Below are 14,187 nucleotides of genomic sequence, written 5' to 3' on the forward strand. Positions count from 1 at the left end.
GACGATGCTGGCATACATACTCAGGCGATTGCTGCTGATGATCCCGACGTTGATCGGGGTGGTGACGATCACGTTCGCGGTCACGCAGTTCGTGCCGGGCGGCCCGGTCGAACAGGTGCTCGCGCAGTTGCGCCACGGCAGCGCGCGCGGCGGGGAGGCGGGCGGTGGAGGCGGCGGCTACCACGGCAGCCAGGGCGTCGACCCGCAGCAGATCGAACAGATCCGCAAGCAGTTCGGCTTCGACCGGCCGCCGCTCGAGCGCTACGTGTTGATGCTGAAAAGCTATGCAACGTTCGACCTCGGCCAATCCTATTTCGCGCACCGCAGCGTGTGGGCGGTCATCCGCTCGAAGCTGCCGGTGTCGATCACGCTCGGAATTTGGACGGTGATCCTCACGTATCTGGTGTCGGTGCCGCTCGGCATCGCGAAGGCGGTGCGCAACGGGTCGCGGTTCGACACCGTGACGAGCGTGCTGGTGCTGGCCGGCTACGCGGTGCCGGGCTTCGTGCTCGGTGTGCTGCTGCTGATGCTGTTCGGCGGCGGCACGTTCTGGCAGGTGTTCCCGATGCGCGGGCTCACGTCCGACAACTTCGACGACCTGACGCTGATCGGCAAGGCGCTCGACTACCTGTGGCACGTCGTGATGCCGGTGACGGCGTCGGTCGTCGGCAACTTCGCGATCGTCACGATCCTGACCAAGAACACGTTCCTCGAGGAAATCGGCCGGCAGTACGTGCTGACCGCACGCGCGAAGGGCGCGCCGGAGCGCGACGTGCTGTGGAAACACGTGCTGCGCAACGCGGCGATCCCGTTGCTCACCGGGCTGCCGGCCGCGTTCGTCGGCGCGTTCCTGAACGGCAACCTGCTGATCGAGACGCTGTTTTCGCTCGACGGCATGGGGCAACTGTCGTACGACTCGGTGATCCGCCGCGACTATCCGGTCGTGCTCGGCTCGCTGTTCCTGTTCACGCTGATCGGCCTGCTGACCAAACTCATCGCGGATATCTGCTATGTCCTCGTCGACCCCCGTATCCAGTTCAACCGCCTGGACCACTGACCAGGCGTGCGCCGCGTGCGCGGCCTCGCCGTCGCCGTGGCGGCGCACGTGGCTGCGCTTTCGCGCGCAGCCGCTCGGCTACTGGAGCCTCGTGATCTTCACGGTGCTGTTCGCGCTCAGCCTGGGTGCGGACCTGCTGTCGAACGACCGGCCGCTGATCGTGCGCTACGACGGGCACTATTACTTCCCGATCGTGAAGGACTATCCGGAGACCGCGTTCGGCGGCGACTTTCCCGCGATGACGAACTATCTCGATCCGTATATCCGCACGAAGATCGAGTCGCACGGCAATTTCGCGATCTATCCGCCGAACCGCTATCGCTACGACACGATCGACTATTTCGCGTCGCGGCCGTATCCGGCGCCGCCGTCGTCGAGCAACTGGCTCGGTACCGACCAGTTCGGCCGCGACGTGCTCGCGCGGCTGCTGTACGGGTTCCGGCTGTCGGTGCTGATGGCCTTCGCGCTGACCTTGTCGGGCGTGCTGGTCGGCGTGCTGACGGGCGCGCTGCAAGGCTTCTACGGCGGTCGCACCGATCTGGTCGGGCAGCGTCTGATCGAGATCTGGAGCGCGTTGCCGGACCTGTACCTGCTGATCATCTTCGCGTCGATCTTCACGCCGTCGCTGTGGCTGCTGTTCATCCTGCTGTCGATGTTCGGCTGGCTCGTGCTGTCCGACTACGTCCGCGCCGAATTCCTGCGCAACCGCGCGCTCGACTACGTGAAAGCGGCGCGCACGATGGGGCTCACGAACGCACAGATCATGTGGCGTCACGTGCTGCCGAACAGCCTCACGCCGGTGATCACGTTCCTGCCGTTCCGGATGAGCGCGGCGATCCTGTCGCTGACGAGCCTCGATTTCCTCGGCCTCGGCGTGCCACCCCCGACGCCGAGCCTCGGCGAGCTGCTGCAGGAGGGCAAGAACAACCTGGATGCGTGGTGGATCTCGATCGCGGCGTTCGCGGCGCTGGTGGTGACGCTGCTGCTGCTCACCTTCATGGGCGATGCGCTGCGCAACGCGCTCGACACGCGCACGCGCGGTTCGGCGTTCGGCGGAGGGCGATGATGACGAGACCGTTGCTGGAGATCGACGGGTTTTCCGCGCATTTCGGCGTGCACGCGGCCGTACAGGACCTGAGCCTGTCGATCGGCCGCGGCGAGCGGGTGGCGCTGGTCGGCGAGTCGGGGTCGGGCAAGAGCGTGACCGCACTGTCGATCCTGCGGCTCGCGCAGCAGGCGACGCTGTCGGGGCGGATGCTGTTCGACGGCGAGGATCTGCTCGCGAAGACCGAGCAGCAGATGCGCGGGATCCGCGGTGCCGATATCGCGATGGTGTTCCAGGAGCCGATGACGGCGCTCAATCCGCTGTATACGATCGGCAAGCAGATCGCCGAGAGCCTGCGGCTGCACGAGGGGCTGCGCCCGGGCGAAGCACGCGAGCGCGGGATCGCGCTGCTGCGGCGCACCGGGATTCCGGAGCCGGAGCGCCGCATCGACAGTTTCCCGCACCAGCTGTCGGGCGGGCAGCGGCAACGCGCGATGATCGCGATGGCGCTGGCGTGCCGGCCGCGGCTGCTGCTCGCGGACGAGCCGACCACTGCGCTCGACGTGACGGTGCGCCAGCAGATCGTCGACCTGCTGATCGAGCTGCAGGAGCAGGAGGCCGCCGCGCGCGGGATGGCCGTGCTGCTGATCACGCACGACCTGAACCTCGTGCGGCGCTTCGCGCAGCGCGTGGCCGTGATGGAGAAGGGCGTGCTGGTGGAGACCGACACGACCGCCGAATTGTTCGCGGCGCCGCAGCATCCGTATACGCGCCGGCTGCTCGACAGCGCGCCGCAACGGGCGGTCGAGCCGGTCGCCGCCGGCGCGCCGACGATCCTCGACGTGCGGCACCTCGCGGTCGACTACCGCATCGCGGCAAAGGGCTGGCGCTCGGTGCTCGGCAAGACGACGTTCCGCGCCGTGCACGACGTGCAGTTGAGCCTGAAGCGCGGCGAAACGCTCGGGATCGTCGGCGAGTCGGGCTCGGGGAAATCGACGCTCGCGTCGGCCGTGCTCGGCCTGCAGCGGCCGGCGTCGGGCGGGATCGAGGTCGACGGCATGCCGCTGGCGTCGCTGCGCACGACGCAGGGCCGGCGCACGCTGTACGGGCGCATGCAGGTGGTGTTCCAGGATCCGTTCGGCTCGCTGTCGCCGCGCATGACGGTCGAGCAGATCGTCGGTGAAGGGCTGGGCGTGCACCGGCCGCAGGTGAGCGGCGACGCGCGGCGGGCGCGGATCGCCGCGCTGCTGCAGGAGGTGGGCCTGCCGCCCGAGGCGATGCTGCGCTATCCGCACGAGTTTTCCGGCGGGCAGCGACAGCGGATCGCGATCGCGCGGGCGCTGGCGGTGGAGCCGGAACTGCTGGTGCTCGACGAGCCGACGAGTGCGCTCGACGTGTCGATCCAGAAGCAGGTGCTGAATCTGCTGACGAATCTCCAAAAGAAGTACAAACTCAGCTACCTGTTCATCACGCACGATCTGGCGGTGATGCGCGCGATGGCCCACCGGGTCATCGTGATGAAGGCGGGGCGCGTGGTCGAGGCGGGCGAGACGCTCGACGTGCTGCACGCGCCATCCCATCCGTATACGCGGGCGTTGCTCGCGTCGTCCATGCTGGCGCCGGCGCGCGGCCCGCAGGAGAGGCAAGAGAGAACCGATGATTGACGAGAACCGGGCGCCGGGCGCCCGAGCGGTGCAGGCTGCGCAGGCCGCACGTGCGTTACGCAGCGACGCCGATTTCTGGTCGTTGCGCATCGTCGACGAGACGATCGACGAGCATGCGGTGCGCAACGACGTCGCGCAGCCGTTTTCGCGCACGCGGGAGCGCGGCGCGATGCTGACGGCCTGGGCCGGCACCGGCGCGGGTTATGCGGCGACGCCCGACCTGTCCCCGGCCGGGCTGCAGGCGGCGCTCGACATCGCGACCGCGCGGGCACGGGCCAGCGCGCCGTGGGCGCTGGTCGATCATCGCCAGGCCACGCGACCGCAGGCGAGCGGCACGTATGCGTCGCCCGATGTCGATGCGGTGCTGCCGTCGCGCGCGGAATGGATCGAGCGTCTCGCACACGAATGCGCGGCGGCGAACCTCGGCGCGCGCATCGTCGAGCGCGCGGCGAGCGTGATGATCGTGCACACCGAGCAGTGTTACGTGACGAGCGACGGCGTGCGGATCGACCAGCGCTTCCGTTTCCTGATGCCCGAGCTGCAAGCCGTTGCCCATGGCGACGGCGACACGCAGACGCGCTCGCTTGGTCAATCGGGCACGCTGGCGCAGGGCGGCGTTGACGTGCTGGCACGCTACGGCTTCGACGGCGCCGGCGTTCGTGTTGCCGACGAGGCGCTGCAGTTGCTCGCCGCGCCGAACTGCCCGACCGGCCCGCGCGACCTGCTGCTGATGCCGGACCAGATGATGCTGCAGATCCACGAGTCGATCGGCCATCCGCTCGAACTCGACCGGATTCTCGGCGACGAGCGCAACTTCGCCGGATCGAGCTTCGTCAAGCCGGAGATGGTCGGCCACTATCAGTATGGCTCGCCGCTGCTGAACGTCACGTTCGATCCGGAGCCGGCCGCCGAAGCCGCGTCCTACGCGTTCGACGACGACGGCACGCCGGCGCGCAAGCAGTACCTGATTCGCAACGGCGTGCTCGAACGGCTGCTCGGCGGGGCGCTGTCGCAGCAGCGCGCGGGCCTGCCGGGCGTGGCCAACTCGCGCGCGTCGAGCTGGAACCGCGCGCCGATCGACCGGATGGCGAACCTGAACGTCGAACCCGGCGACCAGTCGCTCGACGCGCTGGTCGCGGGCACCGAGCACGGGATCCTGATGCGCACCAACACGTCCTGGTCGATCGACGACCACCGCAACAAATTCCAGTTCGGCTGCGAATTCGGGCAACTGATCGAGAACGGCCGGCTTACGCAGGTCGTCAAGCGCCCGAACTACCGCGGCATCTCCGCCCAGTTCTGGCGCAGCCTGCGTGCGGTCGGCGATGCGAGCACGTTCGGCATCTACGGCACGCCTTACTGCGGGAAGGGCGAACCCGCGCAGATCATCCGTGTCGGCCACGCCGCGCCGGCCTGCGTGTTCGCCGGCGTCGACGTATTCGGAGGCGCGTGATGACGGGATTCGATCCGATGGCACGCCGCGCCGGCATCGACTGGCACGCGCATTTCACCCGGCTCGCCGACGACGCGCAACGGCTGACGACGCCGGCCGAAACCGTCCTGCTCGGTTTCTCCAGCGAAACGTCCGACTTCATCCGCTTCAATGGCGGCAAGATCCGCCAGACCGGGCGCGTCACGCAGGGGCGGCTGTCCGTGCGGCTCGTCGACGGGGCGCGGCAGGCGCACTCGGCGCTGACCGTCTGCGGCGATCCGGCGGCCGACCTGCGCGAACTGGCGGACGCGCTGGCCGTGCTGCGCGACGGCCTGCGCGATGCGCAGGACGATCCGCACCTGCTGTTCGATACCTCGTCGTGGGTGCAGGAAACGCGCCGCACCGGGCGCCTGCCGGAGGCAGACGGGCTCGCGCGAATCGTGGCCGAATGCGCGCGCGGGCTCGACTTCGTCGGCTTTTACGCGGGCGGCACGCTGGCGCGCGGCTTCGCATCGTCGACCGGCAGCCGCGGCTGGTACGAGGTCGAGAATTTCAACTTCAGCTGGTCGCTGTACGACCCGAGCGGACGGGCGATCAAGACCGTCTATGCGGGCGACGACTGGAGCGATGCGGCGTTCGCGGCCAAGGTCGACGCGGCCGCCGCGCGGCTGCCCGTGCTCGGCCGCACGCCGAAGGCGCTTGCGCCCGGGCGCTACCGAGCGTATTTCGCGCCGGACGCCGTCCACGAGATGACGAGCCTGCTCGGCTGGAGCGGCTTTTCGGCGCGCGCGCTGGCGAGCGCCCGCAGCCCGTTGCATCGCCTGTACACCGGCGAGGTCGCGCTCGATCCGCGCGTGTCGATCACCGAGGATTTCTCGCTGGGCATCGCGCCGGCGTTCAACGCCGACGGCTACCGGCGCGACAGCGTGCCGCTCGTCGTCGAAGGGCGGGGCGCCGGGCAGCTCGTATGTGCACGCACCGCGCGCGAGCAAGGGGGCACGCCGAACGGCGCGGACAACGGCGAATCGCCGCAGTCGCTGACGATCGCGGGCGGCACGCTCGCCGATGCCGACGTGCTGGCCGCGCTCGACACGGGGCTCTACGTCGGCAACCTCTGGTACCTGAACTTCTCGGACCCGATCGCGTGCCGGATGACGGGGATGACGCGGTTCGCGACGTTCTGGGTCGAAGGCGGCCGCATCGTCGCGCCGGTCGACGCGATGCGGTTCGACGACAGCTTCTACCGGCTGTTCGGGTCGGAGCTCGAGCAGCTCGGCGCGGCACCGGCGCTGCTCGCGAGCGACGACACGTACGGCGAGCGGGCCACCGGAGGCGCGCAGCTGCCGGGGCTGCTCGCGCGGTCGTTCGAGCTCACGCTGTAGCGCGTTCGCCGACACTCGCCGATGCCGTCATTCTTCATCGACCGTCCGGTATTTGCGTGGATCGTCGCGCTCGCGATCGTCGTCGCGGGCGTGCTGGCCATTCCGCAGCTGCCGATCGCGCAGTATCCGCGCCTGGCGCCGCCGCGGGTCGTGATCACCGCGTCCTATCCGGGCGCGTCGACCGAGACGGTCGATGCCGACGTCGGCAGCATCATCGAGGAGAGCCTCGACGGCGCCGACGGGCTGCTGTACTACGAGACGAGCAGCGACGGCCACGGCAACCTTGAGATCGACGTGACGTTTTCGCCGAGCACCGATCCGGACATTGCGCTCGTCGACGTCAACAACCGGTTGAAGCAGGTCGAGCCGCGGCTGCCGCAGCAGGTCGTCCAGCAGGGGATCGGCGTGTTCAAGGCGGCGAACACGTTCCTGATGCTCGTCACGCTGACGTCGACCGACGGCACGCGCGATTCCGCGCAGCTCGGCGATTACCTGAACCGCTACGTGCTGCGCGAGCTGAAGCGCGCGCCGGGCGTCGGCGCGGCCGAGCTGTGGGATGCCGACGAGGCGCTGCGGGTCTGGCTCGATCCGGTCAAGTTGCGCGAATACGATCTCGGCGCCGATGACGTGATCGCGGCGATCAGCGCACAGAATGCGACGGTCACGGCCGGCGCGATCGGCGATGCGCCGTTCGTGCGCGGCCAGCAGCTCACCGCGACGGTCGTGGTCAAGGGCCAGCTTACGTCGCCCGAGGAGTTCGGCCGGATCGTGCTGAAGTCGAAACAGGACGGCTCGGTGGTGCGTGTGGCCGACGTCGCGCGCGTCGAGATCGGCCGCGACGACTATTCGTTCTATTCGCGACTGAACGGCCGGCCCGCCGCGACGGTCGGCATTCAGCTCGGCCCGCGCGGCAACGCGCTCGAAACGTCGAATGCGATCCGCGCGCGGCTCGCCGAGCTGTCGCGGACATTGCCGCCGGGCGTCGCGGTCGAGATTCCGTTCGACGGCGCGCATTTCGTCAAGATCGCGATCCACGAAGTCGTGCTGACGCTCGTCGAGGCCGTCGTGCTGGTGTTCTGCGTGATGTGGCTGTTCCTGCGCGACCTTCGCTACACGCTGGTGCCGACCGTCGTGATTCCGGTCACGCTGATGGGCGCGTTCGTCGCGATGTGGGCGTTCGGGCTGTCGATCAATGTCTTCACGATGTTCGGCCTCGTGCTGGCGATCGGCATCCTGGTCGACGATGCGATCGTCGTCGTCGAGAGCGTGCACCGTGTGATGGAGGAGGGCGTGTCGCCGCGCGATGCCACGCGCCGGGCCATGAAGCGGATCGGCGGGGCGATCGTCGGCGTGACCGCGGTGCTGACCGCCGTGTTCGTGCCGATGGCGTTTTTCCCGGGCAGCGTCGGCGGCATCTACCGGCAATTCGCGGTCGCGATGATCGCGTCGATGCTGGTGTCGTCGTTCATGGCGCTGTCGCTCACGCCCGCGCTGTGCGCGAACCTGCTGAAGCCGGTCGCGCGACACGACGGCGGCGCCGGCCGAGCGCGGCGACGCGGCATCGGCGCGCGCCTGGCCGACCGGTTCGGTGCAGCCTTCGCGCGCGCCGAAACCGGTTATCGCCGCGTTGCCGTGTTTGCCGTGCGCCGTACCGGCATGGTCGCGGCCGTCTATGCGGCGCTCGTGATCGGATGCGGGCTGCTGTACTGGATGATGCCGGGCGGCTTCCTGCCGACCGAGGACCAGGGGCAACTGCAGGTGATGATCCAGTTGCCGGCGGGCGCCACGCAGGCGCGCACGCTCTCGGTCGTCGAGCGAGTGGAGGCGATCCTGCACGGAGAGCCCGCGATCGCGAACGTGACGAGCGTGATCGGCTGGAGTTTCGCGGGCAGCGGGCAGAACGTCGGGATGGCGTTCGTGGAACTGAAGGACTGGGCGAAGCGCGACGTCGACGCAATGGCGTTGCGCGACCGGCTCAACGGGCGTTTCGGCGCGATCCTCGACGGCGACGTCGAGGCGGCGCTGCCGCCTTCGGTGCGCGGCATCGGGCACTCCGACGGCTTCACGTTCCGGCTCGAGGATCGCGGCGGGGTCGGGCTCGACGCGTTGAAAGCGGCTCGCGAGCAGCTTGCCGAACGCGCGAAGGCGGATCCGTCGCTCTCGGCCGTGCATTTCGAAGACCTGCCGGACGCGCCGCGTATCGAACTCGATGTCGATCGCGCGAAAGCGTATGCGCTCGGCGTGCCGTTCGAGCGGATCGCGGGGCTGCTGGGCGGCACGTTCGGCTCGAACTACATCAACGATTTCCCTGCGTCGGGACGGATGCGGCGGGTGATCATCGAGGCCGATCCGGTCGCACGCGCGACCGATACGCAACTGATGGCGCTGACCGTTCCGAACCGCACCGGCGACATGGTGCCGCTGTCGGCCATCGCCGCGCCGCACTGGACGATCGGGCCGGTGATGCTGAACCGGTACGACGGTTATCCTTCGCTCGACATCAGCGGCCGGGCGGCGACCGGCACCAGTTCCGGCGCGGCGATGGCGGAGATGGAGCGGCTTGCCGGTGCGCTGCCGGCCGGGATCGGTTTCGACTGGGTCGATGCGGCGCGCGAGGAGCAGGTCGCCGCGCGCCAGACGCCGCTGCTGGTCGGATTGTCGGTGCTCGCGGTCTTCATGGCGCTGGCTGCGTTGTACGAAAGCTGGACGATTCCGCTGTCCGTGCTGACGATCGTGCCGCTCGGCATGATCGGCGCGATCGCGGCGGCGCTCGCGCGCGGGATGCCGAACGACGTGTATTTCAAGGTCGGGATGATCACCGTGGTCGGGCTGGCGGCGAAGAACGCAATCCTGATCGTGCAGTACGCACGCGATCTCGCCGGGCACGGCGTGCCGTTGCGGCAGGCGGTGGTCGATGCGGCCGCTGCGCGTTTCCGGCCGATCGTGATGACGTCGATGGCTTTCTTGCTGGGCGTCGTGCCGCTGGTGCTGGCGACGGGCGCGGGGGCGGAAAGCCGGCGCTCGATCGGCACGGGCGCGTTCGGAGGTGTGCTGGCGGCGACGGTGTTCGGGCTCGTGTTCGCGCCGGTGGCGTTTCGGGTCGTAGCCTCGGTTGGGCGACGCGGACGGCGGGTGGCGGTGGCGAAGCGGGATGATCGGCACGCGGAGGTGGTGGGGGAGTGATGCCGCTCCGCTAGGTGATTTTCGTGCGTTGCATTTGATTAAATGCGGTTGTCGTGCAGACGACTCAACTAAAGGAAACGGACTCAGACCATGTCCTACGTTCTGTATTACTCGCCCGGTGCGGCAAGCATGGCCGTGCACTGGATGCTGATCGAACTCGGCGTGCCGTTCGAAACGCGCTTCGTCGATATCGATTCGGGTGCGCAGCATGCGCCCGAGTACCTGCGGTTGAATCCCGCCGGCCGAGTACCGACGCTGGTCGTCGACGGCAAACCGCGGACCGAATCTGCCGCGTTGTTGATGCTGCTCGCCGAACGTCATCCGGAGCCGGGCCTGGCTCCGCATCCGGGTGCGCCCGAACGTGCCGAGTGGTTCGAGACGATGATCTATCTCGCCAATTCCGTATTGCCGGCGATGCGAAACTGGTTTTATGCGGAGACGGACGGCGATCCGCGATGCGCTGAAATGGTGAAGGCGTTTTCGCGCGGGCAAGTCGAGGAATCGATGGCGCATCTCGACAATCTGCTGTCGGACGGTCGTTCGTACCTGATCAACGATCGGTTGAGCACGGTCGACTTCCTGGCGCTGATGCTCATGCGCTGGACGCGCAACATGCCGCGCCCGGCAACGACGTGGCCGAATCTGGCGCGCTATATCCACGAGCTTCGCGGGAGGCCGACGTTTCTGGAATTGAATGCGCGCGAAGGGTTGACCGAGTGGATGAATCCGGTTTCCTGAGCGTTTCGAGGGCGCTCAAAAGTGCGGCAGCGGCCGGTTGGGGGCTGCTTGCCGTGGGGTTGGGCGGAGAAATATCGCATTTGACATAATCATCATTATCGATAGTTTATGTGTAGGTCCCAAGTTCAGATGTCGCGTTTCCGCTAAATAAAAATGTCGTGTTTTGGCCTGTAGGTTGATCGTCTGCACCCTTGGGAGCGCCGGCGATGAACGCGACTGGGACGATCACCATGACGATGCGCGAACTGGACCGATTCAAGGTCATTCAGGACGTGGCGGACGGCAAGTTCAAGCCATGACGTACAGCGGAACGCATTAGCCACCCATCGCGGGAAAATTCTTCGCGGTTTCCAGTCGTGTGCGGCGTACAAGGAGCCGGGAAATCGTACTGGATCGACCGGCATGCGTATGCGTACCCACCGTGCATCTGCTTCGACGCCGCGTCGCCCGGCACGATACACAGCAAGGCGATCATCGATATCGCCCGTCGACACAATGCGGAAGCTCATGCGATCTGGATTGACGTTCCGATGGATATCGCAAAGGAACGGAACGCGCAGAGGCCGGCGGATCAGCGCGTCCCCCATGCGAGTATTGAAAGCGCCGCCTCGCTCTTTGAACCGCCGGCCGTTGAACGTTGAAAAAGGATTTGCGTTGATTACCCGCATCCAGGGCGACTGACTTCAAGCCGCAGATTCGTCACGAACGCCGTCCACGGCTTGCATGACGGCCGGACCACGAGTGCCCGCGATGCGTGCAACCGAATGCACCCCACTTGGATCTGCAACCAGCTCACTCACCCCCGCTACACCACCCCACCCGGCAACTACCACTACTGCCAGTACCTCCCCCGTCCTTGCCCCCGTACTCTTGTCGGCATCGCTGGCGCGCCGTCCGAGGCCGCGCCGCTTCGACCGGAGACACGACAGATGCCATTTGACTGGACGCAGGAACAGCATGCGACGCTCGCGCGCTTTCGCGACATCGGCACGGAGATCGCCGCCGCGGAGCGCGACACCCGCGCGCCTGGCGGATTCGATGCAGCCGGCTGGACCCGGCTTGGTCAGGAAGGACTGTGGGACATGATCGTGCCGGAGACGTACGGCGGCGACGGTCACGGCTGGTGGCACTTTTCCGCGGCGCTCGAAGGGCTCGCATCGTCGATTCGCCGCCCGGCGCTGCTGCTGTCGGTAATCGCGCAGGCCGGGATGGTGCGCGCGCTCGAACGCTACGGTACGGCAACCCAGCAGGACTGCTATTTCGGCGCGATCCTGCGCGGCGAACTGAGCGCGACGGCGATCGCCGAACCGGGCACCGGCACCGACGTGCGCAGCATTGCGACGAAGCTGGTCGAGCACGGCGACGGCTACCGGCTGACCGGCAGCAAATTCAACATCGCGCACGCGCCGCTCGCGCGCTTCATCCTCGTCGTCACGCGCATCGAGACGCTTGGCCGGCGCAATACCGCGCTCGTGATCGTCGATCGCGACCAGCCGGGCATGACCGTCGCCGAACCCGACCGCAAGCTCGGCCTCGACGACCTGCCCACCGGCGCGCTGCACTTCGACGACTGTCCGATCACGCGCGGCCAGTTGCTGGGCGAACCGGGCGCCGGGCTCGGCAACCTGATCGACATCATTTCGCTCGGCCGCCTCTACTACGGCCTCGTCGCCGCGCAGGTGACGGCGCCGTATCTGCGCGACGCGATCGGCTATTGCCGCGAGCGCCGCAGCTTCGACAGCACGATCGACGCGCACCAGTACGTGCAAGGCCGTCTCGTCGACCTGCAGATCGGCATCGAGCGCGGCACGTGGCTCGCGCGCGGCGCGCTCGCGCAGTTGCTGACGGACCACCCGCAAGCGCTGATGACCTGCTCGATCGCGAAGCTGGTCGGCGCGCAGGATCTCGTCGACGGCGCGCTCGGCCTCGTGCGGCTGTACGGCAGCCTCGGCTACCAGGCCGGGCCGGTGGCCGCATTCGCGTCGGACGCATTGGGCTTCATGAGCGTCGGCGGTACCGAGGAAATGCATCGCAAGAACATCTTCAACCAGATGATGCGCGCCGGCTGAACACCCGCGCCATCGATACGCGTACCACGCGCTCTACAGGAATCCACGCATGACAACGACCCACCGACGCCCTTCCCGCCTGCGCCGCTCCTGGCTGTTCCTCGCCGGCGCCGATCACGATGCGCTCGTCGCCGGCGCCGCGAGCGGCGCGGACGTATTGATCCAGGAACTCGAAACCTTTACGCCGCCCGACCGTCGTCCGGCCGCGCGCGAACTCAGCGAGCGCGTGCTCGCGGGCTGGCGCGATGCCGGCATCCTCGCATCCGTACGCGTGAACCCGCTCGATGCGGGCGGCATCGACGACCTGCGGGCCGCGATGCGCGGCCGGCCGGACATCGTGATGATGTCGTACGTCGCGACGCCCGAGCAGGTCGTCGCGCTCGACGAAGCCGTCACGCGTTTCGAGCGCGAATACGATATCGCGCCCGGCTCGACCGAACTGGTGCCGAACATCGAGACGACGCTCGGGCTCGTGAACACGATGGCGATCGCGCGTTCGAGCCCGCGCGTGTCGGCCGTACTGGTCGCGACCGAGGACATGGTGGCCGACATGGGGGCCGAGCGCACCCGCGCGGGCCGCGAACTCGACTATGTGCGCTCGCGCTTTCGCGTGGAATGCGCGGCGGTCGGCGTCACCGCGATCGACTGCCCGTACAGCTATGCCGACAACGAAGGCGCGGAGCTCGACATGCGCGTGTCGCGCGGCCTGGGATACCAGGCCAAGGCGATCGTCAACAGGCAGTTCGTGCCGGTCGTCAATCGCGTGCTGACGCCGACGGCCGACGAAGTCACCCTCGCCCGCCGCGTGATCGACGCGTTCGACACCGCACGGCGCGAATCCGGCGGCCGCCGAGTGGCCGCGGCCGTCGTCGACGGTTTCCTCGCGGAAGTCCCCGACTATCTCGCCGCGCATCGGCTGATCGCCCGCGCGACGCAATTCGGCATCGCCTGAGGCCAGTCATGGATACGATCGCAACGCGCCTGAAGGCGTTGAAAACCCTCGCGCATGCGGCGCCGCACGTTCCGGCCGAGAATTGGCCCGACACGCCGCAAGCGCAATTCGAACGCTGGCTCGACGAGGCCGTTACCGCGGGCGCCGTCGAACCGCAGGTGATGACGCTGTCGACGGTCCGCCCTGACGGCCGGCCCGATGCGCGCTCCGTCGTACTGCTGAACGTCGACGCGCGCGGCTGGCATTTCGCGGGGAGCACGCGCAGCCCCAAGGGGCGCCAGATCGAAAACCGGCCGTTCGCCGCGCTGACGTTCTATTGGCCGGCGATCGCGAGCCAGGTCCGCCTGAGCGGCCCGGTCGAGCGGCTGCCGGCCGCCGAAGGCCGCGCGGATTTCGCGGGCCGCCCCGAGCGTTCGCGCGCAAGCATCCTCGCCGGCCGGCAAAGCGAACGGCTCGACGATCCCGCCGACCTGACGCGCGCGATCGACGTGCAGCTCGAGCGGCTGGCTGCCGATCCGGCGCTCGTATCGGACGACTGGCACCTGTACACGCTCGCGCCGGACGAAGCCGAATTCTGGCGCGCCGACAGCGCGCGCCGCTTCGCGCGGCAGGCGTACCGTCGTGACGGTCAGCGCTGGGAACGGTGCGCGCTATGGCCTTGAAGT

At 68.0% G+C, this 14,187-nt stretch carries 11 protein-coding genes; all 11 read left to right on the forward strand.

The features are described 5' to 3' along the window. The first annotated feature begins 4 nt into the window (after nt 1-4). The 11 genes from BCO18175_RS06195 (at nt 5) to BCO18175_RS06240 (ending at nt 14,184) form a co-directional block, all read left to right on the forward strand. A complete protein-coding gene (locus BCO18175_RS06195; protein ID WP_174979903.1) occupies nt 5-1,057 on the forward strand; it encodes a microcin C ABC transporter permease YejB in 1,053 nt (350 codons plus the stop codon). Beyond that, nucleotides 1,011-2,123, forward strand: coding sequence for an ABC transporter permease (locus tag BCO18175_RS06200; protein ID WP_174979904.1), 1,113 nt, complete (start codon nt 1,011-1,013; stop codon nt 2,121-2,123). Before BCO18175_RS06195 ends, BCO18175_RS06200 begins: the two co-directional genes overlap by 47 nt. Further along, nucleotides 2,123-3,766 carry an ABC transporter ATP-binding protein gene (locus BCO18175_RS06205; protein ID WP_174979905.1) on the forward strand — a complete coding sequence of 548 codons (1,644 nt, stop codon included), beginning with the start codon at nt 2,123-2,125 and terminating at the stop codon, nt 3,764-3,766. The genes BCO18175_RS06200 and BCO18175_RS06205 overlap by 1 nt, the downstream gene beginning before the upstream one ends. Continuing rightward, a complete protein-coding gene (locus tag BCO18175_RS06210; protein WP_174979906.1) occupies nt 3,759-5,219 on the forward strand; it encodes a TldD/PmbA family protein in 1,461 nt (486 codons plus the stop codon). Before BCO18175_RS06205 ends, BCO18175_RS06210 begins: the two co-directional genes overlap by 8 nt. Continuing rightward, nucleotides 5,219-6,580 carry a TldD/PmbA family protein gene (locus tag BCO18175_RS06215; RefSeq protein ID WP_174979907.1) on the forward strand — a complete coding sequence of 454 codons (1,362 nt, stop codon included), beginning with the start codon at nt 5,219-5,221 and terminating at the stop codon, nt 6,578-6,580. Before BCO18175_RS06210 ends, BCO18175_RS06215 begins: the two co-directional genes overlap by 1 nt. A gap of 21 nt (nt 6,581-6,601) precedes the next feature. Next, complete coding sequence (locus tag BCO18175_RS06220; RefSeq protein ID WP_174979908.1) at nt 6,602-9,763, forward strand: multidrug efflux RND transporter permease subunit; 3,162 nt, start codon at nt 6,602-6,604, stop codon at nt 9,761-9,763. Between the two features lie 90 nt (nt 9,764-9,853). After that, nucleotides 9,854-10,501, forward strand: a complete 648-nt coding sequence (locus tag BCO18175_RS06225; RefSeq protein ID WP_174979909.1) for a glutathione S-transferase family protein — start codon at nt 9,854-9,856, stop codon at nt 10,499-10,501. Between the two features lie 356 nt (nt 10,502-10,857). Next, nucleotides 10,858-11,142, forward strand: a complete 285-nt coding sequence (locus BCO18175_RS40945; RefSeq protein WP_368040708.1) for an AAA family ATPase — start codon at nt 10,858-10,860, stop codon at nt 11,140-11,142. A 288-nt stretch (nt 11,143-11,430) separates the two neighbouring features. After that, nucleotides 11,431-12,570, forward strand: a complete 1,140-nt coding sequence (locus BCO18175_RS06230; RefSeq protein ID WP_174979910.1) for an acyl-CoA dehydrogenase family protein — start codon at nt 11,431-11,433, stop codon at nt 12,568-12,570. Nucleotides 12,571-12,619: 49 nt separating this feature from the next. After that, nucleotides 12,620-13,522 carry an HpcH/HpaI aldolase/citrate lyase family protein gene (locus BCO18175_RS06235; protein ID WP_174979911.1) on the forward strand — a complete coding sequence of 301 codons (903 nt, stop codon included), beginning with the start codon at nt 12,620-12,622 and terminating at the stop codon, nt 13,520-13,522. Between the two features lie 8 nt (nt 13,523-13,530). Further along, nucleotides 13,531-14,184, forward strand: a complete 654-nt coding sequence (locus BCO18175_RS06240) for a pyridoxine/pyridoxamine 5'-phosphate oxidase (protein WP_174979912.1) — start codon at nt 13,531-13,533, stop codon at nt 14,182-14,184. Nucleotides 14,185-14,187: the final 3 nt, after the last annotated feature.

This window comes from Burkholderia lata, assembly GCF_902499335.1.
GTDB classification, from domain to species: domain Bacteria; phylum Pseudomonadota; class Gammaproteobacteria; order Burkholderiales; family Burkholderiaceae; genus Burkholderia; species Burkholderia lata_B.